This is a genomic window from Streptomyces sp. NPDC007808 (assembly GCF_042868655.1).
Classification (GTDB): domain Bacteria; phylum Actinomycetota; class Actinomycetes; order Streptomycetales; family Streptomycetaceae; genus Streptomyces.
In genome coordinates this window covers 625,802-647,918 of sequence record NZ_JBIAEQ010000001.1, presented here as the reverse complement: position 1 = coordinate 647,918, position 22,117 = coordinate 625,802, and the positions used below count along the sequence as shown (strand labels likewise).

General features: G+C 71.9%; 26 protein-coding genes. 12 read left to right on the top strand and 14 right to left on the bottom strand.

What is annotated here, in order from left to right; genetic code table 11:
* Nucleotides 1-26: 26 nt before the first annotated feature.
* Nucleotides 27-1,196 carry a PP2C family protein-serine/threonine phosphatase gene (locus ACFYNL_RS02875; protein ID WP_388795403.1) on the bottom strand — a complete coding sequence of 390 codons (1,170 nt, stop codon included), beginning with the start codon at nt 1,194-1,196 and terminating at the stop codon, nt 27-29.
* A gap of 156 nt (nt 1,197-1,352) precedes the next feature.
* Here ACFYNL_RS02875 and ACFYNL_RS02870 point away from each other — a divergent pair, with 156 nt between their 5' ends.
* Complete coding sequence (locus ACFYNL_RS02870) at nt 1,353-1,832, top strand: MarR family winged helix-turn-helix transcriptional regulator (protein ID WP_388795400.1); 480 nt, start codon at nt 1,353-1,355, stop codon at nt 1,830-1,832.
* Nucleotides 1,833-2,045: 213 nt separating this feature from the next.
* Here ACFYNL_RS02870 and ACFYNL_RS02865 read toward each other — a convergent pair whose 3' ends face one another.
* Nucleotides 2,046-2,447, bottom strand: coding sequence for an STAS domain-containing protein (locus ACFYNL_RS02865; RefSeq protein WP_388795397.1), 402 nt, complete (start codon nt 2,445-2,447; stop codon nt 2,046-2,048).
* Nucleotides 2,448-2,793: 346 nt separating this feature from the next.
* Here ACFYNL_RS02865 and ACFYNL_RS02860 point away from each other — a divergent pair, with 346 nt between their 5' ends.
* Nucleotides 2,794-3,264, top strand: a complete 471-nt coding sequence (locus ACFYNL_RS02860) for an ATP-binding protein (protein ID WP_388795394.1) — start codon at nt 2,794-2,796, stop codon at nt 3,262-3,264.
* 83 nt (nt 3,265-3,347) lie between these two features.
* On the opposite strand, the gene ACFYNL_RS02855 is transcribed toward ACFYNL_RS02860, so the two are convergent.
* Nucleotides 3,348-4,223: an RNA polymerase sigma factor SigF gene (locus ACFYNL_RS02855; RefSeq protein ID WP_388795391.1), complete on the bottom strand. Its 876-nt coding sequence runs from the start codon at nt 4,221-4,223 to the stop codon at nt 3,348-3,350.
* A 351-nt stretch (nt 4,224-4,574) separates the two neighbouring features.
* On the opposite strand from ACFYNL_RS02855, the gene ACFYNL_RS02850 reads away from it, so the two are divergent.
* From ACFYNL_RS02850 to ACFYNL_RS02835, 4 genes are all read left to right on the top strand, one after another.
* Nucleotides 4,575-5,438 (top strand): RNA polymerase sigma factor SigF, encoded by an 864-nt coding sequence (locus ACFYNL_RS02850; protein ID WP_388795385.1) that lies wholly within the window; start codon nt 4,575-4,577, stop codon nt 5,436-5,438.
* A gap of 88 nt (nt 5,439-5,526) precedes the next feature.
* Nucleotides 5,527-5,814: a DUF5133 domain-containing protein gene (locus ACFYNL_RS02845; RefSeq protein WP_388795382.1), complete on the top strand. Its 288-nt coding sequence runs from the start codon at nt 5,527-5,529 to the stop codon at nt 5,812-5,814.
* Between the two features lie 72 nt (nt 5,815-5,886).
* Nucleotides 5,887-6,258 (top strand): PRC-barrel domain containing protein, encoded by a 372-nt coding sequence (locus ACFYNL_RS02840; RefSeq protein ID WP_388795379.1) that lies wholly within the window; start codon nt 5,887-5,889, stop codon nt 6,256-6,258.
* A gap of 139 nt (nt 6,259-6,397) precedes the next feature.
* The gene (locus ACFYNL_RS02835) at nt 6,398-6,859 is read left to right on the top strand and encodes an ATP-binding protein (RefSeq protein WP_388795376.1); all 462 of its coding nucleotides are present in this window, start codon (nt 6,398-6,400) and stop codon (nt 6,857-6,859) included.
* Nucleotides 6,860-6,867: 8 nt separating this feature from the next.
* On the opposite strand, the gene ACFYNL_RS02830 is transcribed toward ACFYNL_RS02835, so the two are convergent.
* Both ACFYNL_RS02830 and ACFYNL_RS02825 read right to left on the bottom strand, forming a co-directional pair.
* Entirely contained in the window at nt 6,868-7,305 is a 438-nt protein-coding gene (locus ACFYNL_RS02830) for an ATP-binding protein (RefSeq protein WP_388795373.1), read from the bottom strand.
* 429 nt (nt 7,306-7,734) lie between these two features.
* Nucleotides 7,735-8,337 carry a DUF2867 domain-containing protein gene (locus ACFYNL_RS02825; protein WP_388795371.1) on the bottom strand — a complete coding sequence of 201 codons (603 nt, stop codon included), beginning with the start codon at nt 8,335-8,337 and terminating at the stop codon, nt 7,735-7,737.
* 96 nt (nt 8,338-8,433) lie between these two features.
* Between ACFYNL_RS02825 and ACFYNL_RS02820 the strand changes: the two genes are divergently transcribed.
* A complete protein-coding gene (locus tag ACFYNL_RS02820; RefSeq protein WP_388795368.1) occupies nt 8,434-8,994 on the top strand; it encodes a TetR/AcrR family transcriptional regulator in 561 nt (186 codons plus the stop codon).
* Between the two features lie 77 nt (nt 8,995-9,071).
* On the opposite strand, the gene ACFYNL_RS02815 is transcribed toward ACFYNL_RS02820, so the two are convergent.
* From ACFYNL_RS02815 to ACFYNL_RS02800, 4 genes are all read right to left on the bottom strand, one after another.
* Nucleotides 9,072-9,794 carry a maleylpyruvate isomerase family mycothiol-dependent enzyme gene (locus tag ACFYNL_RS02815; protein WP_388795365.1) on the bottom strand — a complete coding sequence of 241 codons (723 nt, stop codon included), beginning with the start codon at nt 9,792-9,794 and terminating at the stop codon, nt 9,072-9,074.
* 89 nt (nt 9,795-9,883) lie between these two features.
* Nucleotides 9,884-10,873: an acyl-CoA dehydrogenase family protein gene (locus ACFYNL_RS02810; protein WP_388795361.1), complete on the bottom strand. Its 990-nt coding sequence runs from the start codon at nt 10,871-10,873 to the stop codon at nt 9,884-9,886.
* On the bottom strand, nt 10,873-12,039 hold the full coding sequence (locus ACFYNL_RS02805; RefSeq protein WP_388795358.1) for an acyl-CoA dehydrogenase family protein: 1,167 nt from the start codon (nt 12,037-12,039) through the stop codon (nt 10,873-10,875). Before ACFYNL_RS02805 ends, ACFYNL_RS02810 begins: the two co-directional genes overlap by 1 nt.
* Nucleotides 12,039-12,896: an enoyl-CoA hydratase gene (locus tag ACFYNL_RS02800; RefSeq protein WP_388795355.1), complete on the bottom strand. Its 858-nt coding sequence runs from the start codon at nt 12,894-12,896 to the stop codon at nt 12,039-12,041. Before ACFYNL_RS02800 ends, ACFYNL_RS02805 begins: the two co-directional genes overlap by 1 nt.
* Before the next feature lie 110 nt (nt 12,897-13,006).
* Here ACFYNL_RS02800 and ACFYNL_RS02795 point away from each other — a divergent pair, with 110 nt between their 5' ends.
* From ACFYNL_RS02795 to ACFYNL_RS02785, 3 genes are read left to right on the top strand one after another with little or no spacing between them, the layout of a single operon-like run.
* On the top strand, nt 13,007-13,798 hold the full coding sequence (locus ACFYNL_RS02795) for an SDR family oxidoreductase (RefSeq protein WP_388795352.1): 792 nt from the start codon (nt 13,007-13,009) through the stop codon (nt 13,796-13,798).
* A gap of 51 nt (nt 13,799-13,849) precedes the next feature.
* Nucleotides 13,850-14,437: a TetR/AcrR family transcriptional regulator gene (locus ACFYNL_RS02790; protein WP_388797257.1), complete on the top strand. Its 588-nt coding sequence runs from the start codon at nt 13,850-13,852 to the stop codon at nt 14,435-14,437.
* Nucleotides 14,438-14,461: 24 nt separating this feature from the next.
* A complete protein-coding gene (locus ACFYNL_RS02785; RefSeq protein ID WP_388795349.1) occupies nt 14,462-15,619 on the top strand; it encodes an acetyl-CoA C-acetyltransferase in 1,158 nt (385 codons plus the stop codon).
* A gap of 58 nt (nt 15,620-15,677) precedes the next feature.
* On the opposite strand, the gene ACFYNL_RS02780 is transcribed toward ACFYNL_RS02785, so the two are convergent.
* The 5 genes from ACFYNL_RS02780 to ACFYNL_RS02760 form a co-directional block, all read right to left on the bottom strand.
* Nucleotides 15,678-16,514: an NAD(P)H-binding protein gene (locus tag ACFYNL_RS02780; protein WP_388795346.1), complete on the bottom strand. Its 837-nt coding sequence runs from the start codon at nt 16,512-16,514 to the stop codon at nt 15,678-15,680.
* A 103-nt stretch (nt 16,515-16,617) separates the two neighbouring features.
* Nucleotides 16,618-17,682 carry an NAD(P)H-dependent flavin oxidoreductase gene (locus tag ACFYNL_RS02775; RefSeq protein ID WP_388795343.1) on the bottom strand — a complete coding sequence of 355 codons (1,065 nt, stop codon included), beginning with the start codon at nt 17,680-17,682 and terminating at the stop codon, nt 16,618-16,620.
* Nucleotides 17,679-18,434 carry a CoA-transferase subunit beta gene (locus ACFYNL_RS02770; RefSeq protein WP_388795340.1) on the bottom strand — a complete coding sequence of 252 codons (756 nt, stop codon included), beginning with the start codon at nt 18,432-18,434 and terminating at the stop codon, nt 17,679-17,681. Before ACFYNL_RS02770 ends, ACFYNL_RS02775 begins: the two co-directional genes overlap by 4 nt.
* Nucleotides 18,431-19,312 carry a CoA transferase subunit A gene (locus ACFYNL_RS02765; protein ID WP_388797254.1) on the bottom strand — a complete coding sequence of 294 codons (882 nt, stop codon included), beginning with the start codon at nt 19,310-19,312 and terminating at the stop codon, nt 18,431-18,433. The genes ACFYNL_RS02770 and ACFYNL_RS02765 overlap by 4 nt, the downstream gene beginning before the upstream one ends.
* A gap of 14 nt (nt 19,313-19,326) precedes the next feature.
* Entirely contained in the window at nt 19,327-20,103 is a 777-nt protein-coding gene (locus ACFYNL_RS02760; protein WP_388795337.1) for an enoyl-CoA hydratase family protein, read from the bottom strand.
* A 78-nt stretch (nt 20,104-20,181) separates the two neighbouring features.
* Between ACFYNL_RS02760 and ACFYNL_RS02755 the strand changes: the two genes are divergently transcribed.
* Both ACFYNL_RS02755 and ACFYNL_RS02750 read left to right on the top strand, forming a co-directional pair.
* Nucleotides 20,182-21,024, top strand: coding sequence for an SDR family oxidoreductase (locus ACFYNL_RS02755; RefSeq protein WP_388795334.1), 843 nt, complete (start codon nt 20,182-20,184; stop codon nt 21,022-21,024).
* Nucleotides 21,021-21,932, top strand: coding sequence for an SDR family oxidoreductase (locus tag ACFYNL_RS02750; protein WP_388795331.1), 912 nt, complete (start codon nt 21,021-21,023; stop codon nt 21,930-21,932). The genes ACFYNL_RS02755 and ACFYNL_RS02750 overlap by 4 nt, the downstream gene beginning before the upstream one ends.
* Nucleotides 21,933-22,117: the final 185 nt, after the last annotated feature.

Here is a 22,117-nt window from a genome sequence, read left to right as displayed (position 1 = left end):
CCGTCGGGGAGCGCCGGACGGTACGGTCAAGGGGCCTGCCGCGGCCCGAACCAGTCGAGACAGGCCACGAGCGCGTCGTCGTCGGCCACCGGTGTGCCGCGGTGCCCGGACAGTTCTCTCAGGACGGCTCGGGGGACCTCGGCGGCGGGCAGCAGGCTGGTGGAGGCGATGGCCCGGGCCAGCGCGCGCTCCCCGTACTGCTCACCGCCGGGCGCGGCGACGGAGTAGACCCCGTCACTGGCGAAGACGAGCCGGTCGCCGGGCTCGACGTCGAACTCCTGGGCCACGTAGTCGGTCTCCTCGAACATGCCCAGGGGGAGCTGCGCCTCGAAGTCCACGGACGTCACACTACGGCCCCGCAGCCGCAGCATCCGCGGGGAGCCGGCATCGACGACCTGCAACCGGCCCGTGCGCAGGTGGAGGTCGACCAGGAGCACGGACAGGTGGGCCTCTCCGCGGTACTGGGCGTAGAGGGCCTGGTCGGCGAGGGCCGCCTGGTCCGCGAGGGACAGGCCGGCCCGCCGGGCGTTGCGCAGCGCGTTGATGCCCAGGTTGGTCAGGAGTGCGGCCTCGATGCCCTGGCCCATCCCGTTGGTGATGTAGAGCATCAGGTGGTCGGCGCTCGTGGACCAGTCGAAGTTGTCGCCGAAGATCGCGTAGGCGGGCTCCAGCTGGGCGCCGAGTGCGTACTCGGGGCGGCTGCAGGACCGGCCCGGCAGCAGTTGCCACTGCATCTCCGCCGCCAGGGTGAGCCGGTCGGTCCGGCGTGCCCGGCGGTACAGATCGGTGTCCCGGTCGGCGACGATCACCTCGTGGCCCAGCACCTGCGCCACCTCGGCCAGTTCGGCCAGGTGCTCCTCCGCCCGGTCCGCGGGCATCGTCAGGGTCAGGACGCCGAGCCGGTCGCCGCGTACGCTCACCGGCAGATGCAGGCGCACCTCGCCGTCGGCCGGCGTCTGGACGAAGGGTTCCTGGGATCCGAACGCCCGTCCGGCGGGGCTGCCGTGCACGGACACCGACTCCTGGGGGCCGGGAGCCGGTTGCACGGGCTGGAGTGTGGCGAGGCCGTAGTCGGCCAGGAAGAGCTGGACGGTCTTCGCCCCGTAGGCCTCGCGCAGTACCTCGCGGACCGCGTCCACCAGCTGGTGCGGGGCGGCAGAGCGAAGCGCCCGCTCGGCTGCCACGAATCTGTTCACGATGTTGGATACGCCATTCTCGTCACGGTGACGGCGCCGGCCCCCCGCTGCCGCGGACGCCGTCCGTCGGTACCTTCTTGCCGGTATTTAACGCTGTGTGCGTATTGTCCGAAGCGGTGGGCTGACAGTGTCCGCGAAGCCTGAAAGAGTGGGAGCGTGACTTCCTCCTACTCGCATCCGCGGCCGGACGAGGTGGCGCGTGTGACCTCGGAGGCCGCTGAGCTGCTGGAGGTCTTGTGGGGTCGGGCCTCGACGGCACCGGTGTCCGCCTCCCAGATCCGTGTGCTGTTCATCCTGGAACACAGTGACGGCATCAATCTGCGCAACCTCGCCGAGGCTCTCGGCTCCACGCCGCCGTCGACCAGCCGGCTGTGCGACCGCCTCCAGGCGGTGGGTTTCGTGGAGCGCGGACCCAGCGCCTCCAGCCGCCGCGAACTGCGCCTGCGCCTGAGCCGACGCGGACGGACCTTCCTGACGGAGCTGCGCGCCCGGCGCGAGGCCGCACTGCAGTCCGTCCTGGAGCAGATGCCGGCCACGAAGCGGACCGCCCTGCTGGAGGGCCTCGAAGCGTTCTGCGCGACGGCAGCCGCGCAGATCCACGAGGGCGAGGACGCCTCCGACGCAAGGACCGCCTGAGGCGCACGCCCTCCCGGGCGCGACAGCGGGACGAGGTCGCGCCCGGGCCGCGCGGCGACGCAGACTGTCGTCGTTGCCGATCGGCACGTTCCACACCCCTCCCGCTCTTGGACTCGCTCACTCTGTTGCCTCATGGCCATAGTTGTCAAACGGCAACTGTTGCACTGCGGGCGCGGTACGCGATCTTCGAACTACCTCTTCAGCAAGCCGTCTTCACTCCTGCGACGGGGTCGTCGGCCCGTGATCCACCGGTCCGGCGTCCGCGACTTCGAGCGCCTCCTCGACACTGCCCACGATCGGTACGGTGATACTCACCCCGGTGAGATCCAGGATCCGCCGAACGGCCGGCGTGGGCGAGATGACGTACACACCGCCCGGAATCTCCCGCACCTCCTGGTAGGCCCGCAGGACGATGTTCATACCGGACGAGTCCATGAAGGGAACGCCGGCGATATCGAGCAGGAAATGCCGTCGGCCGTGATGCAACTGGTTGGCCAGATGGTGCTGCAACTCGGTTGCCGTATCCATGTCCAGGTCGCCCTCGACCGTCAGCAGCACGGCGTCCTCCCGGGGCAGTTCCACCTTGATCGACAAGGGATTCTGGGCAACGGACACAAGTACCTCCCACAGATGTTGGCGACCGGGACGGGTGCCCCGGCGGACGGATTCGATGCATCGCCGAGCGAAGAATTTTCAGAACCCGCGTTTCGCGTTCGGCCGCCTACCCCCGAATCCCCTGAACACACGGCGCTCGCGCGAGTAGCGGCACGCGCAGCCACTTCTGGCCGCTTTTGCGCGCCTCGGCCCCCGAGGCCGGTTTGACGGCTCGCCGACTGGTCACGCGAAGAGAAGGAAGGCACCACGGGAAATGGAGAAGGGATGGGAGACCGGGTCCGACCGTGGTCCGTCACGGACGTACGGCGGGTTCTCCGTTCCCTCGCCTGTGTCAGGGAGCGAAAGGATGAGTGAGACATACCGGACGGACGCGATCAGGGGCTCGGCGGCCGCGGGCGGTGCGCGGCGCGGCCCGCGCAGTCCGGCCGAGGCGCGCGGAACCGTGCGGCAGGTGCTGTCCGAGCAGTCACGTGCCCAGGGCGCGACATGCGCGCCGGACACGCTCTCGGACGCGTTGCTGGTGGCGTCGGAACTGACGACCAACGCGATGCTGCACGGTGGCGGCGTCACCGACTTCGATGCCGAGGTCGTCGGCGAGAACCTGTACCTGTCCGTCAGTGACCGGGAGCGCCGCAGGCCGGTCGTCAAGAGTCCGCTCGACCGGCACGGTCGGTACCGCTGCGGAGGCCGCGGCTGGCCGATCGTCTGCCGGCTGGCGCGCGACGTACTCGTGTCGGACCTCCCGGCCGGCGGGAAGCGTGTCACCGCGGTGATCCCGCTGTCGGCGGAGTGGGGGCACCCGGTCGACAGAACCTGACCGGACGGCCGGGTGGGCCGCGACCGTACGGCCGCGGCCCACCCTTGTGCTCCGCCCCTGGTTCGTTCGCTCGTCGCCGCCGCTCAGGCCACCCCGGGCTCCAGCAGACCGGCGCGCAGCTGCTTGAGGATGCGGCTGATGAGCCGTGAGACATGCATCTGGGAGACACCGATCCGCTCGGCGATCTGTGCCTGGGTCAGCTCCTCGACGAAACGCAGATGGATGATCCGCCGCTCACGCTCGTCCAGCCCGGCGATCAGGGGCGCCAAGGAGTGGAAGTCCTCGACCAGTTCCAGCGAGGGGTCCTCCTCCCCGAGGAGGTCGGCCAGGACGGACTCGCCGTTCTCCGCGTCCGCGGAGACGGCCGCGTCGAGGGAGGCGGACTGGTAGCAGTTGGAGGCCTTGCGGGCCTCGATCACCTCTTCCTCGGACAGCGACATCAGCTCCGACAGCTCACGCGTGGTCGGCGTGCGACCAAGACGGGAGCTGAGTTCCTCCGTCGCCTTGGCCAGTTCCGCGCGGGCCTCCTGCAGCCGCCGCGGGACGTGGACCGCCCAGCTCGTGTCGCGGAAGAAGCGCTTGATCTCGCCGACGATGTACGGGACGGCGAACGTGGTGAACTCGACTTCCCGGGAGACCTCGAAACGGTCGATGGCTTTGATCAGCCCGATGGTCCCGACCTGGGCGATGTCCTCCAGCGAGTCCCCGCGGGAGCGGAAGCGCGAGGCCGCGTACCGCACCAGCGACAGGTTCATCTCGATGAGCGTGTTGCGGACGTACTGGTACTCGTGCGTGCCCTCTTCCAGCATGACCAGTCGGTCGAAGAACTGACGCGACAGCTCCCGCGCGTCCTTGGGGCTCACCCTTGTCGGATCGTCGATCAGCGGCAGCGCCGCCCCGTCCGTCCTGACCGTCTCCTGTGCCGTGGCCGTTGCCTGCGCCACCGTCACGGCTGCCATGCCGCCCTCCCGATCGCCGAAGCCTGTTGTCGTCCCCCGCGTGCCCCGACTTGCGCGAGTCATGCCTTTGACGTCGCGGGGAACTCGGTACCGGGCCGGGTTCTGACCTGAAGTCGCCCTTTGGCGCGATACGCACGGCCGTTCGTCGGTCGCTCCCCTCCCGACCGGACCTCGTGTCAACTCTCTTCGACTCGTGCTCGTTTGCGGGCCGGGTCGTGGGGCATGCGGGAGTTCGTGCTTCGGACCAGAGGCGCACCGGTGCTACAGGTGTGACCGTTCCGGGGCCTCAGTGCCCCGTGCACCGTTTCCCACGGCAATCCCCCTGAGAACGCTGTTCTGGAGCTGTTCTGCATGCTGGTTGAGACGTCCGCACATGGTTCCGACATCTCCGCCCGTCCCCGCGTGTCCGGCGGCCGCGTCCACGACGACGCCCCCGACACCGCGGCCGACTTCACCCACCTGGCCGCTCTGCCCGAAGGGCCCGAGCGCGACGCGGTACGCGACCGACTGACCAAGGCGTGGCTGCCCATGGCCCACCGCATCGCGGGTCGGTTCCGCAACCGCGGTGAGTCGCTGGAGGACCTGCGTCAGGTCGCGGCCCTGGGTCTGGTGAAGGCCATCGACCGCTACGAACCCGGGCGAGGTGCCTTCGAGAGCTACGCCGTGCCCACCATCACGGGCGAGATCAAGCGCCACTTCCGCGACCGTATGTGGGCCCTGAGGGTCCCGCGCCGGATCCAGGAACTGCGCAACAAGGTACGGGTCGCCCGCCGCGACCTCGCCGCCGGCTCGGGCGGCGAGACACCGTCGGTCGCCGAGATCGCCGCGCACACGGGGCTCACCGAGGAGGAGGTCAACGCGGGCCTGGAGGCCCTGGAGAGCTTCAGCACCCTGTCCCTCGACGCCGAGATGTCCACGAGCGACGACGGCTTCAGCCTCGCCGACACGATCGGCGCGTGCGACGAGGCGTTCGACGTCGTGGTCGACCGTGAGGCGGCGAAGGAGGGGCTGCGGCGGCTGCCCGAACGTGAGCGCGCCATCCTCTACATGCGCTTCTTCGAGGACATGACGCAAAGCCGTATCGCCGAGCGTCTGGGCATCTCCCAGATGCATGTCTCGCGTCTGATCAGCCGGTGCTGCGCACAGGTGCGGGAGCAGGCGCTCGACCAGGGTTCCCGGCCGGGAAGCCCGGCGGGCGACGGCCGGACCCGATGACGCGGAAGGGCCTCGTCCCTCACCCGTTCCCCCCAGGCCCGACCGCCCCGGCCGGCGGGCACGACCACTCACCCAGGAGCGAGGACACATGCTGATGCCCCATCCGGCGATGCTGCGCAGGCTCGTCGACGAGTACGAGACGCTCATGGCCCACGAGGGCGGCGGGGAAGAGGACAGGAGCCGGCGGGACCTGCGCGCACAGGACCTGGCGTACACGCTGTGCGTGTCGACCGGCACGCGCGAGGTGGGGCAGGCCCTGGAGACGGCCCGCCGCCTGCTCGCCGCCGCGCCCGACCCGGTCGTGCCGGTGAAGCGGCGGGTGATCACGTCCGACGTGAAGGAGCACGCGGCGGAGCGGCCGGCGGCCATCGGCTGAGCCGCGCATGCTCCTACCCGCGCGGGTACGAGGGCAGCAACGACGTCAGTACCTGAGGAGGAAGGAAGCTCCGTGAGCACCGACGGACTCTGGTCGTACCCTCCCGGCAGCGGTCACCAGGAGGGCCGGACGCTGACCGGGTTCACGGTGCAGGCGACCGACGGGGTCATCGGCCATGTGGACCGCCAGGCCGATGACCCTCCCCGGCGGCACCTGGTCGTCGACACGGGCGCTTGGGTGTTCGGCAGGAGCCTGCTGATACCGGCGGGTGCCGTCACCGGCGTCGACACGGAGTCCCGCGTGGTCACCGTGGCCTGCACCCGCGAGGAAGCCAAGGCGGCTCCCCGCTTCCGGACCGACCGCGAGACCCTCGATCCCGAGTACCTCTCCGCCGTCGGTGCCTACTACGCCTCTTTGAGCCATGGTTCGGGCGAGAGCGGGTAGCGGAGGCATCATGAACGCCTCATGAACCCGGACATGACGACGAGGAGCGGAGACGACAGCGTGCGAGGAATGGTGAAGTGACGGCAGCCGCAGTCCTCTTGATGCGCGCCTGCGATGCCCAGCCGGTCAGGGGCATCTCGTGGGCGACGAACGAGCAACCGTGAAGCCGGCGGAGCACCGACCGGCCGGGGTCAGTGATACGGCGAGCGCCCGGCCGGTCCCGATCAGCAGTGCGGCGACCGCTCGCAGCTATGTACGGTCCCTGGTGACGGAGCACTGGCGTGCCCCGTCCGGGCCGGCGAACGACAGAGCCGTCACGGATCTTCTGCTGGTCGTGTCGGAACTGGTGACCAATGCCATCCGGCACGGCCGCGGCCTCGCGGGGTTCGACGTGACCCTCCTCGCGGAGGGCGTGCGGCTGAGCGTGCACGACTACAGCGACACCGTCCCGTCCGCCGCCTACGGGCCGGGCACGCTGCCCCAGACGCACGAGGGCAGCGGATACGGGTGGCCTCTGATCATCCGCCTGGCACGGGAGATCCACATCGAGCGCCGCCGAGAGGGCGGCAAGACGGTCAGCGTGCTGGTTCCGCTGACGTGAGCCCGCGCTCACCAGGGCAGGAACGTGTGCACGTCCTTGCCGTCCTCCCGCACCACCACGCTGACCTGGTCACACAGCGTGTGGATCAGATACCAGCCGATGCCGCCGCCGCTGCCGGTGCCGGGGTGGAAGGGGCGCGGCGCAGGCGGGGTGGTGCTCGTGTCGCTGAGCGTCACGTGCACTCCGTCGAACGCCCTGCGCATCGTGAGCGTGAACGGCCCCGGAGCGTACTGGATCGCGTTGGCGGCCAGCTCCGCGACCACCAGCAATATGTCGTCGCGATACTCAGGCGTCGCGGGCGGTGACGACCGCGCCAGCGTGGTCAGATACTCCTCCGCGCTCAGGCGCGCTCCCGTCACGTCACCGAAGCCTCCGTCAAACCTGACCTCGCAGTCCTTGATCTCTTCGGAGGACGGTTTACCGTCTCCACGCGATTCGGTCCCCATCACACCTTCTCCGGCCGCCTGGCGTCGGCCGTGGTGAGTCGTCGTGCTACTTCCACCGCTGCTGGTTCCCAGACAGCGCTCGGATACGCGTCCGGGATGGCAGGAGCCGACGGTGCGTCGTGGCAGGGAGAGACCCCAGGGCCTGCCGTGCCGGTCCGCGCCCGGGCCGGCACGGAAGCCGCACCAGGAGCGCACGACCACTGCGTCGGACCGTGAAGCACCTGGTCACAGGCCCAGAGGGAGGCCGGCAGGAGCGGTTCGGACCGAGAGTCGGAACGCTATGCGCGTAGTGCGATCGGCAGCGTGTGCGGCGCTTGCCACATGTGCACGATCCGAGGCGCCTTTGGTTCTTTGTCGACTTCTACGGCCTCGCCCCACGACCGCCTGCTCCCTGGACCCGCGGGACAGGAACCGTGAACACCGAGGCCGTCATCGCGCACCCCGCGCCGCGGCGCCGGCCTGCCACTCGCGGCCGATGGACCGGATCAGCGCCGGGTACACACCGACGTACCGGAAGGGCTTGATGGCGGCCATGTAGAGGGTCCCGAAGAACCCGTTGGGTTTGACCAGGACGGCCATCCGACCGCGGTAGCCGCCGGAGCCGTCCGGCACCCAGCCGATGTGCATCACCCCGTGCACGGTCCTGTTGCCCATCTCGGCGGCCCACTCGTCCGTCGTCTGGTAGAGCGAGGTGAACGGTGACCGTCCGAGGTCCGGGCCTCGGGGGCCGTCCCGGAGGTCGGCCGGCAACCGGTCGCCCAGGGACGGCAGCCGCGCCCCGAGACCGGCCTCCGCCTTGTCCCAGCCGAGCAGTGCCCCGAGCTTCCATCGGACGGCGAACAGCGCCCGGGAGACGAAGCTGTCGCCGTTCACCCCGCCTCCCATTCCGCCGGCGAACTGGCGGACCAGCCACACCAGGTCGTCGCGTCCGCCGGGGGTGGGCAGTTCCCACACGTCCTCGACCGTGAAGTCGCCGGCGATCTCGTGGATCCGCCAGGGGCGGTCGGTGTGGGCGGTCCGGGGAAGTCGCATGAGCAGAACCCCTGTCTATACGGTGGCGTATAGATCGAGCGTAGAGCCATCTGTACGCCTCCGTATACTCGGCGGTGACGTGAGGAGGCACACACCATGGGCGCGACCCGCACGCCACGGGGCAAGTGGATCGAGGAAGGTCTGCGGGCGCTCGCCGCGGGCGGCCCCGAGGCCGTGCGGATCGAGGTGCTGGCGCAGGAACTGGGCGTCAGCAAAGGCGGTTTCTACGGCTACTTCCGCAACCGTGCCGCGCTGCTCACGGAGATGCTGGACACCTGGGAGCACGAGGTCACCGCGAGTGTGATCGACCACGTGGAGAGCGGTGGCGGGGATGCGCGGGCCAAGCTCGGGCGGCTGTTCGACCTCGTCGCCGAGACCACCGACGGGCCGGTACGGGGCATCACCGCCGACCTCGCGGTCCGTGACTGGGCCCGCCGTGACCCGGGCGTCGCCGAGCGGCTGCGCCGGGTCGACAACCGCCGTATGGACTATCTGCGTTCCCTGTTCGCCGCCTTCTGCCCCGACGAGGCGGAGGTCGAGGTCCGCTGTCTGCTCACCGTGTCGGTGCGCCTCGGCCACCACTTGTACGCCTCGGACAACGGCAGTCGCAGCCGTGCGGAGGTGCTGGGGCTGATCAGGCGACGGTTGCTGGAGTAGCGGGCCCGGGTCGCCCCCGGCGCCGGTTCCCGCTCCGTGGGGTGCGACCCTGCCGCCCGGCGAGCGCGCCGCCCGGCTCAGTCCGCGGGATCGGGTGGCCAGGGCCCCGGTTCCGGCAGCGTTCCGGTCGAGGACCGCAGCTGCCCGGCCGGGGCGCGCCCCGCCATCCACGCCGCCAGATCGTGCGACGCCCCGCTGACTTCCACCAGGGCTCCGGTACCTGTTGCGCGCGTGAAGGCGATGTCGTCCGCCCGCAGGACGAGCCGGATGCCCTCGGGTGTCCTGGGGGCGAGGAAGTCGAGGGCGTGGAGCGCGAACGGGGCGGACCAGTCACGGGGTGAGTAGCCGACACGGAGGTCCACCGCGTGGATCTCCGCCTCCCGCCACCGCGCCTGCACGGTGTCCAGCACGGTGGCATGGCGGAAGCGGACCGGTCGGGCCCAGTCGTCGGCCGTGCACATGTCCCAGACGGCTTCGAGGCTCTTCTGCGCGCTCCGCAACTCCTCGCGCAGCTCCACCGCAGTGCGGGTGGCGCCCCGGGCGATGGCCCGGTCACGCTCGCGCGGGCCGCCGTCGTACAGGTCGACGAGCGCGCCGCGCAATGCCCGGCGCGCCTGCCGTGCGAAAGCCCGCGCATTGTCCGCGAGATGCGCCAGCACATGGCCCCGTGTCCAGCCGGGCAGGTCGACGGCCTGACCCACCTGCTCGTCGTCGAGACCGGCGAGCAGTTCCAGCAGCCGGGCGTGGGAGACACGGACCTGCGCCACGAACTGGTCTGCGGACGAAGGAGGGTTGATCATCGATCCACGTTCTCCTGCCAGGCTGTCGGCACGCAACCCGCGGCCGAGGGCCCGAGCCGGGGAACCGCGTGGCGGCGGCTGCGCGGCGGTCACTCCATGAGGACGCGGGCACGGCAGTCCGCCGGTGTTCCCCAGGCGGTGCGCAGGGCGCGCGCCTTGCGGATCCACAAGGACAGGTCGAGTTCCTCGGTGTAGCCCAGCGCACCGTGGCAGCGCAAGGCGGTGCGGGCGGCGCGGCAGGCCGCTTCGCCCGCCGCCACCTTCGCCGCCGCGATGTCACGGGCGCCGTCCGACCGGCCCGTCGCCAGGGCCACCGCCGCCGCGTGGACGAGCGGCTCGGCGAATTCCAGTGCGATCAGGGTGTCGGCGAGGCGGTGTTTGAGCGCCTGGAAGGACCCGATGGGCCGGCCGAACTGGGTGCGCCGCTTGACGTGGGTGACGGCGCCGTCGAGCAGGGCCCGGCCGAGCCCCAGGGCCTGGGCGGCGGTGGTCAGCGCCGCGAGGTCGGCGGCGCGGGCGGCGGCCGTCCGCACCGCGGGCCCGCGCGCCACGACCGTGCCGCCGAGCGGCCGGGCCAGCCTGCGCGCCGGGTCGGCCGAGGGCTGCACGGGCCCCGTCGACTCGGCCACGCGTACGGTGTCGTCGGTCACGACGAAGACCACGTCGGCGGCGTCCGCGTCCAGGGCGAACGGGACCCCGGACGCCGTCAGGCACAACGAGGCGACCGTCTTGCCGGAGGCGATGCCGGGCAGCCGGTCGGCGGCGAGCGTCGGGTCACCGAGTCCGTCGAGCAGGGCGGCGACGGCCACCGTCTCCACCAGTGGGCCGGGCACGGCGTGCCGCCCCGACTCGGTGAAGGCGACGGCGAGTTCGACGGGACGCGGACCCAGCCCGTCGTACGCCTCCGGGACGGCCAGGGCGAAGACGCCCGCCTCCGCCAGACGGGTCCACAGCGTGCGCCCGGGGCCGTGGTCCCCCACCGACCAGGCGCGTACGACCGCCGGCGTCCCGGCCGCGGCCAGCATGCCGTCCAGCGAGCGGGCGAACTCCCGCTGCTCGTCGTCCGGTCGGAACCGCATCACCGGCGTCCTTTCGGGAGCCCGAGCAGCCGCTCGGCGATGATGTCGCGCTGGATCTCGTTGGTGCCGGCGTAGATCGGGCCGGCCAGGGAGAACGTGTACCCCTCGGCCCAGCTGCCGTGCGCGGGCGACTCGGCGGCGCTGTCGGCGAGTTCACCGTAGGGCCCGAGGAGGTCCAGGGCGGTTTCGTGCAGGGCGACGTCCAGTTCGGACCAGAAGACCTTGTTCAGGCTCGCCTCCGCCCCGATCGAGCCGCCCGCCGGCCGGGAAGCGGTCGCGTAGGCGAACAGCTGATAGGCGCGGGCTGCGATGACCGCGTCGGCGACCCGGTCGCGCAGTGCCGTGTCCGAAGGACCGGCGGTGGTGCGCCACAGAGCGGTGAGGCGGGCTGCGGCGGCCGTGAAACGGCCGGGGCTGCGCAGGGTGAGGCCGCGCTCGTTGCCGGCCGTGCTCATCGCGACCCGCCAGCCGTGGCCGGGCTCGCCGATGACGTCCTCGTCGGGTACGAAGACGTCGTCGAGGAAGATGTCGGCGAAGGCCGGCTTGCCGTCCAGGCGCCGGACGGGGCGTACGGTCACGCCGTCGGCGTCCAGCGCGAACATCACGTACGTCAGGCCCTGGTGGGGCTTGTCGGTGTGCGGGTCGCTGCGGAACAGTCCGAAGGCCCGGTCGGCGAAGGCGGCACGGGAGGACCAGGCCTTCTGTCCGGACAGCAGCCAGCCGCCCTCGGTCCGGCGCGCGGTGGAACGCAGCGAGGCGAGGTCGGAACCGGCCTCCGGTTCGGACCAGGCCTGGGCCCAGACGACCTCGCCGCTCGCCATGGGCGGCAGGACACGGGCCAACTGCCGCGGTGTGCCGTGCTCGAAGAGGGTGGGGGCCAGCAGGTTGATGCCGTTCTGGCCGACCCGTCCGGGTGCGCCGGCCGCGTAGTACTCCTCCTCGAAGATCAGCCACTGAAGCATCGTGGCTCCCCTGCCGCCGTATTCCTCGGGCCAGGACACCACCGACCAGCGGTCCGCGAAGAGGGTGCGCTCCCAGGCGCGGTGGGCCTCGAAGCCCGTCGCCGTCTCCAGGGAGGGCAGCGGGGTGCGGGGCACATGGGCGGCGAGCCAGGCACGCGCCTCGGCGCGGAAGGCGTCCTCGGCGGGTGAGAAGGAGAGGTCCATCAGGACCCCGCCTTCTTCATCGCCCGGACGTCCATGCCGCCGAGGGGGTCGGCGGAGGTCTCGGCGTTGTGCGCGTGGGCCAGGTGGTGCAGGCCGAAGACGGAGTCCAGGCCGGCGTGCAGGCCCTGGAGGTCCTCCGCCTGGTTGACGGCGCGTTTGGTCAGGGCCAGCCCCATCCGGGGCATCTCGCAGATCCGCTCCGCCAGTTCCATGGTGCGGTCGGTGAGTTCGGCGCCCGGCACGACCCGGTTGATCATGCCGATCTCGTACGCCCGGCACGCGCTCATACGGTCTCCGGTGTACAGGAACTCCTTGGCGATCCTGGGCGGCATCGCCCACGGGTGGGCGAAGTACTCCACGCCGGGGATGCCCATGCGGACCACCGGGTCGGCGAAGAAGGCGTCCTCGGAGGCGACGATCAGGTCGCACACCCAGGCCAGCATCAGCCCGCCCGCGACGCACGCGCCCTGCACGGAGGCGATGGACGGCTTCGGGAGCTCCCGCCAGCGCCGGCACATGCCCAGGTACACCTCGGACTCCCGGGCGAAGCGGCTCTCCGCGCCCTGCTTGTCGGAGTGGTCCCACCACAGCCCGGCCCTGCGCTCGAACGGAAGGTGGGCGTCGCGCTCCGGGGTGCCGATGTCGTGCCCGGCCGAGAAGTGCCGCCCCTCCCCCGCGAGGACGACGACCTTGACCGCGTCGTCCTCGGCGGCCCGGTAGAAGGCGTGGTCCAGGGCGTAGGTCATGGCCGAGTTCTGGGCGTTGCGGTACTCGGGGCGGTTCATCGTGACCACGGCGACGGGTCCGCGGCGTTCGTAGCGCACCGGCTCCTCGGGGGCCGTCCGGGCGGTCGACATCGACCCCTCCTTTCCCTAACAAGTGTTTGGTAGATTATCCGGCGGGGCGTCGGCCGTCGAGAGCCGCCCCGGGATCGCCGGGTGCTCGACCTGCCGAAGGAGGAGGCGCGTTGGTCACCACACCGCCGCCGTACGTGCCCGGCCACGAGCTGCTGAGCGGGCGCGGTGCCGTCGTCACCGCCGCGGCGGGCGCCGGGATCGGTGGCGCGACCGCGCGGCGGCTGCTGGAGGAGGGCGCGCGGGTCGTCGTGTCCGACGCACACGCCCGCCGGCTGAAGGCGTCCGCGGCGGAGCTGGCCGACGCCTTCGGCGCGGACCGGGTGGCGGCGCTCCCCTGCGACGTCACCGACGAGGGGCAGGTCGCCGCGCTGTTCGACCTCGCGCAGGAGCGGTTCGGCCGGCTGGACATCGTCGTGAACAACGCCGGGCTCGGTGGCACGGCCGATCTCGTCGACATGACGGACGAGCAGTGGGCGAAGGTCCTCGACGTCACGCTGAACGGCACTTTTCGCTGCACCCGTGCGGCTCTGCGCCGAATGAAGGCCGGTGGCCCAGGCGGCGGGGTGATCGTGAACAACGCCTCGGTGGTCGGCTGGCGGGCGCAGAGGGGGCAGGCGCACTACGCCGCCGCGAAGGCCGGGGTCATGGCGCTCACCCGGTGTGCGGCGGTGGAGGCCGCCGAGTTCGGTGTCCGCGTCAACGCCGTCGCACCGAGTCTCGCCATGCATCCGCACCTGGTGAAGGTGACCACCCCCGAGCTGCTGGAGGAGCTGACCGCCCGGGAGGCGTTCGGCCGGTACGCCGAGCCGTGGGAGGTGGCCAACGTGATCGTCTTCCTGGCCTCCGGCTACTCGTCGTACATGACCGGCGAGGTCGTCTCGGTCAGCAGCCGGCATGCGTGAGGCGACAATGATCCGGTGCCGAACAGCAACAGTGACCGCAAGAAGACGGCGATGAGCGCCGCCCCCGAGCGACGCGAGGAGATCCTGGCCACCGCCGCCGAGGTCTTCGCCGCGCAGGGCTACCGCGCCACCACGGTGCGCAGGATCGCGGACGAGGCCGGGATGCTCGCGGGCAGCCTCTATTACCACTTCGACTCCAAGGAGTCCATGCTCGACGAGATCCTCTCCGGTTTCCTCGACGACCTGTGGGCCCGCTACGACGCCGTGCTCGCCGCCGGTCTCGGTCCCCGGGAGACGGTGGAGGCCCTCGTCACCGAGTCCTTCCGGGAGATCGACCGGCACCATGCCGCCGTGGCCATCTACCAGAAGGAGTCCAAGCACCTGCGGAACCAGCCGCGCTTCGCCTATCTCGTCGAGTCGCAGGTGAGGTTCGAGAAGGCATGGCTGGGCACTTTGGAGCGCGGAGTGGCCGAGCGGGCCTTCCGCGCCGACCTCGACGTCCGGCTCACGTACCGCTTCCTGCGCGACACCGTCTGGGTGGCCGCGTCCTGGTACCGGCCGGGCGGACAGCACAGCCCGGAGGAGATCGCCCGTCAGTACCTGTCGATGGTGCTGGAGGGCATCACGCTGCGCGAATGACACGGTGAGGGAAGAGGAGTCGTCATGGCCGAGGCATACATCGTCGAAGCGGTCCGCACCCCGGTCGGCCGGCGGGGCGGCGGACTGTCCGCCGTGCATCCCGCCGATCTCGGCGCACACGTGCTCAAGGCCCTGATGGAGCGCTCGGGCGTCGATCCGGCGGCCGTCGAGGACGTCGTCCTCGGCTGTCTGGACACCGTCGGACCGCAGGCCGGTGACATCGCCCGTACCTGCTGGCTGGCCGCCGGCCTGCCCGAGGAGGTGCCGGGCGTGACGGTGGACCGGCAGTGCGGCTCCTCGCAGCAGGCCGTGCACTTCGCCGCCCAGGCGGTGCTGTCGGGCACGCAGGACCTGGTCGTCGCCGGCGGCGTGCAGAACATGTCGATGATCCCGATCGCGTTCGCGACCCGCCAGGCCGCCGAGCCGCTCGGTCTGACCCAGGGCCCGTTCGCCGGCTCGGAGGGCTGGCGGGCCCGGTACGGTGACCGGCCCGTCAACCAGTTCGCCGGCGCTGAGATGATCGCCGCGAAGTGGGGCATCTCCCGCACCGACATGGAGGAGTTCGCGCTGCGCTCCCACCGGCGGGCGGTCCGCGCCGTCGACGAGGGGCGCTTCGACCGCGAGACCGTGCCCTACGGGGACGTCACGACCGACGAGGGGCCGCGCCGCGACACCAGCCTGGAGAGGATGGCCGCCCTGAAGCCGGTCATCGAGGGCGGCAGCATCACCGCCGCCTGCTCCTCCCAGGTCTCCGACGGCGCGTCCGCCATGCTGCTGGCGAGCGAACGGGCCCTGCGCGAGCACGGCCTGACCCCGCGCGCCCGCGTCCACCACCTCTCGGTGCGCGGCGAGGACCCGATCCGCATGCTGACCGCGCCGATACCGGCGACGGCGTACGCGTTGAAGAAGTCCGGGATGACCCTCGACGCCATCGACCTGGTCGAGATCAACGAGGCGTTCGCGCCGGTGGTGCTGGCCTGGCTGAAGGAGACCGGCGCCGACCCCGAGAAGGTCAACGTCAACGGCGGCGCCATCGCGCTGGGCCACCCCTTGGGCGCCACCGGCACCCGGCTGATGACGACGCTGCTGCACGAACTGGAGCGCACGGGCGGCCGGTTCGGACTGCAGACGATGTGCGAGGGCGGCGGCCAGGCCAACGTCACGATCATCGAACGGCTCTGATCCGGTCCATGGCCTGCGCCCGCGTCGTCCGGCGACCGGGGCGCGGGCGGGGGGCGGCTCAGCGGAAGGCGGCACCGTTCTCCGCGGCCCACTGCTCGAACGACCTGGCCGGGGAGCCGGTGATCCGGGGCACCGTGTCGCGCACCTTCAGCAGTTCGTCGTTGACGTCACCGCCCATCAGGTCGAGCACGGCGCTCGCGGTCTCGTCCCCCATGAAGGAGGCCATCCAGGTGTGCGCCTCCTCCCGGCCGATCTCCACGAAGGACACGTCCCGGCCCACGGCGGCGGCGATGGCCGCGCTCTGCCGCCGGGCCGTGACGCGTTCGGGTCCGGTCAGTGCGTACGTCCGGCCGCGGTGGCCCGGTTCGGTCAGGGCCGTGGCGGCCACCGCGGCGACGTCCGCCGGGTGGACGGCGGGCAGTCCGACGTCCGCGTACGGCGCCCGCACCTGACCGTGTTCCCGGATCGCCGGGGCCCACCACAGGGTGTTCGAGGCGAACTGCGTCGGCCGCAGGATCGTCCAGTCCATGCCGCTGCCGCGCAGTGCGCGTTCGGCGGCCAGGTTCTCCCGGGCCGCGGGCAGGTGCGGATGCGTCTGCACCGTGATCGAGGACACCAGCACCACATGGTCCACACCCGCCTGCCGGGCCGCGGTCACGACCTCCTCCGTCCCGCCCGCGCCCGACAGCAGGAACAGCGAACGCACCCCTTCCAGCACGGGTCCCAGTGACTCCGCCCGCCCGAGATCCCCCTCGACGGCCTCGACCCCCTCGGGGAACGAGGCCCGGGCCGCGTCACGCGTGAGGCCCCGTACCGGCGCGGCACCCCGCCGGTGCAGTTGCCTCAGCAGAGCGCAGCCGATGTTTCCGGTCGCCCCGGTCACGAGGATCGTCATCGTCCTTCTCCTGTCGCGGGCCGTTGTTCACGCCGATGTCCCCGCACGCTAGAACCTCGACTTCGCTTCAGGTCAAGGAAGCCAGGGGCAGGGCCCGCGGGGCTCACGCCGATCGGGGCAGCCGGTCGAGCGTGGCGTGCGCCTCGGCCATGATCCGGTCCACCAGTTCGGCGCAGGACGGCAGGTCGTGGATCACCCCGGCCACCTGTCCGGACGCCATCACGCCGAGGTCGGTGCGGCCGTCGACCATCGCGGCCCTGAGCAGCATGGGGGTGTTGGCGGCGAGCAGGACCTGACTCCACGTCAGCTGCCTGCCGTGCTTCATCGCCAGGCCGTCGCGGACCATCGCCGCCCAGGTCATGCCGGTCTCGTGCCGGAAGGCGGCGGCGTGACGGACCGCGCGCCACAGGGACGCGGCCCGGCCGGAGCGCTCCAGCGCGTCGACGAGTTCGCTGCGCAGCATCCGGTGGGGCAGGCCGTCGACCTCGCTGGTGACGGTGACGTCCTGGACGGTGGCGGCCAGATAGCGGGCCTTGACCGCATCGGGGACGGTGCTGTCGGAGGTGAGCAGGAAGCGGGTGCCCATGGCGATGCCCGCGGCCCCGTACGCGAGCGCCGCGACCAGACCGCGCCCGTCGTGGAAGCCGCCCGCCGCGATCACCGGGATGTCCACCGCGTCCACGACCTGCGGGAGCAGGACACTGGTGGCGACGGCGCCGGTGTGTCCGCCGCCCTCCGCCCCCTGCACCACCACCGCGTCCACGCCCCACTCCGCGACCTTCTCCGCGTGCCGACGCGCGCCGACGGACGGGATGACGACGACACCGGCGTCCTTGAGCCGGGCGATCAGCTCCCGTGAGGGCGCCAGTGCGAACGAGGCGACCTTCACGCCCTCGTCGACGATGATCCGGACCCGCTCGGCCGCGTCACCCGCGTCCGCCCGCAGATTGACCCCGAAGGGCGCGTCGGTACGGGACTTGACCTCACGGACCGCCGCGCGGAGCCCTGCCACGGTCATGGTGGCGGAGGCCAGGATGCCGAGCGCCCCGGCGTCGGCGGTGGCGGACACCAGGCGGGGGCCGGCCACCCAGCCCATGCCCGTCTGCACGAGCGGGTGCCGTACGCCGACCAGCTCGGTCAGCGCGGTGCCGAGGGCCGGACCGGTCATGCCGCCGGCACCTCGCCCTCGCGCAGCCGCCCGGGGTCGATGACCTCGCGGATCAGCCGCAGCTCCTCGGACGTGGGCTCACGGGTGCGGGGTGTCTCCCGCGGCACGGTCAGTGCGAAGCCGGTGGCCGTGGTGACCTGTTCGGCGGTGACGCCGGGGTGCAGGGAGCGTACCCGCATCGTCCGATCCGGTGTCCGGAAGTCGAACACGCCGAGATCGCTGACGACTTGGGTCAGCTGGTGGTAGCGGGTCGCGGAGGGGCCGGCCTCGGCGGCACGGTCGTGGCCGACACCGCAGACCATGTCGACGCGCGCGACGAACACCCTCGTGGAGTGCCGGGGGATCCAGTAACCGGTCGGGTTGTTGAGGGTGTTGACGGGGGCGCCGCGCACTCCCAGCAGCTGCCGTTTCGGGCGGGCCCAGTCGCCGATGCAGGAGATGTTCTGGTTGCCGTACCGGTCGATCTGGGCGGCGCCCATCATCACGTACCGACGCCCGGTGGCGACCAGGGCCAGGTGCCGGCGGTACGGCAGCCAGCCCTCGATCACCTGGGCCCTGGCGCCCATCGCCGGGACGTCCGCCGTCAGCAGTGCCTCACCGTCGGTCAGGAGCAGGTCGGGGGCGAAGGTCAGCTTCGCCAGCCGGGCCGCGATCGCCGGGACGGTGCCCATCGGCGCGGCCAGGATCTCACCGGCGTCCCGCCAGGCTTCGGCACAGGCCACCACGCAGTACTCGGCCCGGGTGGCCGTCATCGGGCCACCTCCCCGGCTGCGTCTGTGTCCTCGGCTGCTTCCTCGTGGAAGGCCGCGACCGCCGCCTGGTAGGCGTCCTCGTCCCCGGAGAGGAAGCGCTCGGTGAAGTCCCGCCAGGACCGCGGGTCGCGGGCGGCCCGGGCGTAGGCCCGCTGGAAGGACTCGTCGCGGTCGTGGTCGGGGACGCAGGAGGTGAAGTGCGCTCCGTTCGGTGTCTCCACCACGCCGGTCACGAAGGGCCGTTGCACCAGCAGGGTCTGCGGGCCGGCGTCCTTCAGCAGGTCCGCGGTGTCCACGATCCGCTCGCAGGAGACATAGGCGGCATCGGCGGCCTGGCAGAACAGGTCGTCGAAGTAGGGGTCGGGACCCAGGTACTGGGCGTTGCCGTACGGGTCCGCACGGTTGAGGTGGACGAGGGCCGCGTCCAGCCGCAGGGCCGGGACCGCGACGAGTTCCTCCGCGTCCTCGTAAGGCGAAGTGACGGTACGCAGGCGGGGGTTGACCCGCATGACGTCCGAGCCGAGACCGGCCCGGATCGGCAGGAAGGGCAGCCGGTGTGCCGCGGCCGTCAGGCCCCACATGAACATGGCCTCGTCCAGCTCCACCAGCTCCAGGCCGCCCTGCTGCCGGGCCGCCGTGAAGTGCGGCTCCAACGGGATGGAGTCCAGGGTCGCGAAGGCGGCGACCAGGGTGCGGATCCTCCCGGCGGCGGCGAGGAGGCCGATGTCCGGGCCGCCGTAGGAGACGACGGTGAGGTCTGTGATGTCGGAGCGCAGCAGCGCCCGTACCAGGGCCATCGGCTTGCGTCGCGATCCCCAGCCGCCGATGCCGATCGTCATGCCGCTGTCCAGCCGGCCGACGACCTGCTCGGCGGTCATCGTCTTGTCCCTGCTCACGCCCGCTGCCCCTTCCCCGAGGTCCCGGCGCCGCCGGTGGTGCCGAAGGTGTCGCGTACGCGGTCGGCGACGCCGCTGAGGTTCGCCTCGAAGGTGAAGCCCTGCTCGAAGCGGTAGCTGCGGTGGACGTCGATCGGGTCGATGCCGTTGATCGCGGCCTTGGCGAGGCGGATGAGGCGGCCGTCCTTGGCGGCGATCTCCCGGGCCAACTCCATTGCAGAGAGGTGCAGTTGGTCGCGCGGCACCACCCGCCACACCGATCCGTGCCGGTGCAGCTCGGCGGCGGTGACCGTGCGCGAGGTGTAGTACAGGGCCCGCATCAGGTGCTGCGGGACCAGGCGGGCCAGGTGGGTGGCCGCACCCAGCGCGCCCCGGTCCAGCTCGGGCAGCCCGAAGGTCGCGTCGTCGCTCGCCACGATCGCGTCCGCGTTGCCGACCAGGCCGATCCCACCGCCCAGGCAGAAGCCGTGGACGGCCGCGACGACCGGGACCGCGCAGTCGTAGACCGCCGCGAACGCCTCGTAGCAACCGCGGTTGGCGCCGACGAGGGCCGACTTGTCGGCGCTGCGCTGCAGTTCCTTGATGTCGACACCGGCGTTGAAGCCGCGTCCGGCCGCGGTGAGCACCACGCACCGCACGTCGGGGTCGGCCCCGGCGGTGCGGATCGCGGTGGCGAGGTCGTACCAGCCCCGCACCGGCAGCGCGTTGACGGGTGGGAAGTCCACGGCGACGACGGCGACGCCCTCTTCCGGCGCGGAGGCGGAGACACCCATGAGCGGATCAGCACCCTTCCCACCAAACGTTTGTTAGGTGGAAGATAGCAGCGGTCCACGCACTGCGGGAGGTGTCCTATGGCATCGGTCATCGATCTGTCGGGGTCCGTCGCCGTCGTCACCGGCGGCACCCGGGGTGTGGGTGCGGGTATCGCCAGGGCCCTGCTGCAAGCGGGTGCCGAGGTCGTCGTCTGCGCCCGCCGCGCCCCGCGGGAACCGGTCGAGTCGGGCGGGCGCACGGCCCGGTACCTACCGGTCGACCTGCGCGACCAGGAGGCGACCGTCGCCTTCTTCGACCGGATCCGGGAGGATCACGGCCGCCTGGACACGCTGGTCAACAACGCCGGCGGCACCCCGTACCGCATGCTCGACGAGGGCGGGGCGGTCCGGCACGCCCGCGTCGTGGAGCTGAACCTGCTCGCCCCGCTCACCGCCTCGCTCGCCGCGTACGACGTGATGCGCGGCCAGTCCGGCGGCGGGTCGATCGTGATGATCGGCAGTGTGAGCGGCAGCCGCCCCTCCCCCGGTTCGGCGGCGTACGGTGCCGCCAAGGCCGGTCTGGAGAACCTGGCGCGGACCATGGCCGTCGAATGGGCCCCGCGGATACGGGTCAACACCCTCGTCGTCGGAATGGTCCGCACCGAGTCGTCCCCTCTGCACTACGGCGACGAGGACGGCGTCGCGGCCGTCGGGCGCACCGTGCCGCTGGGCCGCCTCGCCGAACCGTCGGACGTCGGGGACGCCTGCGTCTTTCTCGCCTCCGCGCACGCCTCCTACATCAGCGGCGCCAGCCTCCTGGTGCACGGCGGCGGGGAGCGGCCGGCTTTCCTGGACGCGGCCACCGCCGCCGAGGAGCGCCACGACCCGTCAGCCGGGCCGTCCCGTCACGTGCCCATCGTCGGAAGGACTTCGCCACCATGACCGGACTGTGCAGCGACCGTGTCGTCGCCGTCACCGGGGCGGGCCGCGGGCTCGGCCGCGCACACGCCCTCGCCTTCGCCGCCGAGGGCGCCGAGGTCGTCGTCAACGACCTCGGCGTCGGCCTGGACGGCAGCGGGGGAACCGCCGGGCCCGCACAGCGGGTCGTCGACGAGATCCGGGCGCTGGGCGGGAACGCGGTCGCCCACACCGGCGACATCACCACGGCCGACGGCGCCGCCTCCCTCGTGCGCCTCGCCCTGGACACGTACGGCCGCCTCGACACGCTCGTCAACAACGCCGGGTTCCTGCGCGACCGCATGCTGGTCAACCTCGACGAGGACGACTGGGACGCGATGATGCGGGTGCATCTCAGGGGCCACTTCCTGCCGTTGAAGCACGCCGTCGCGCACTGGCGGGCGGAGGCGAAGGCGGGCCGCACACCCTCGGCGCGGGTGATCAACACCAGTTCCGGTGCCGGGCTGCTCGGCAGCGTCGGCCAGGGCAACTACTCGGCCGCCAAGGCCGGTGTCGTCGGCCTGACCCTGGTCGCCGCGGCCGAGACGCGCCCCTACGGCGTGCAGGTCAACGCCATCGCCCCGGCGGCCCGGACCCGCATGACCGAGCGGACCTTCGCGGGCACCATGGCCGCCCCCGCGGACGGCGGTTTCGACGCCATGGCGCCGGAGAACGTCTCCCCACTCGTGGTCTGGCTGGGCTCCGCCGCGTCGGCCGGCGTGACCGGCCGGGTCTTCGAGGCGGAGGGCGGCCGTATCACCGTCATGGAGGGCTGGCGCCCCGGGCCGACGGCGGACAAGGGCGCCCGCTGGAGCCCCGCCGAGGCGGGCGAGGCAGCGCTGAAGCTGCTGGCTCGGGCGCAGGCGCCGCAGCCGGTGTACGGGGCTCGGTAGCCTCGGCGCGGTTCCCGGCCGGCTTCCGCACCGAACCCGAGGTGCCCGAGGATCGGAAACGGGCCCCGCGTCCGCGCCGTCGCCCGCAGGCGGGAATGCGGGGACACGATGGGGCCCGGGGCCTCGCGGGAGCCGGTGACCGTGCCGGGGCCGGTGACCGTGCCGGGCCGGTGCCGAGGAGCGAC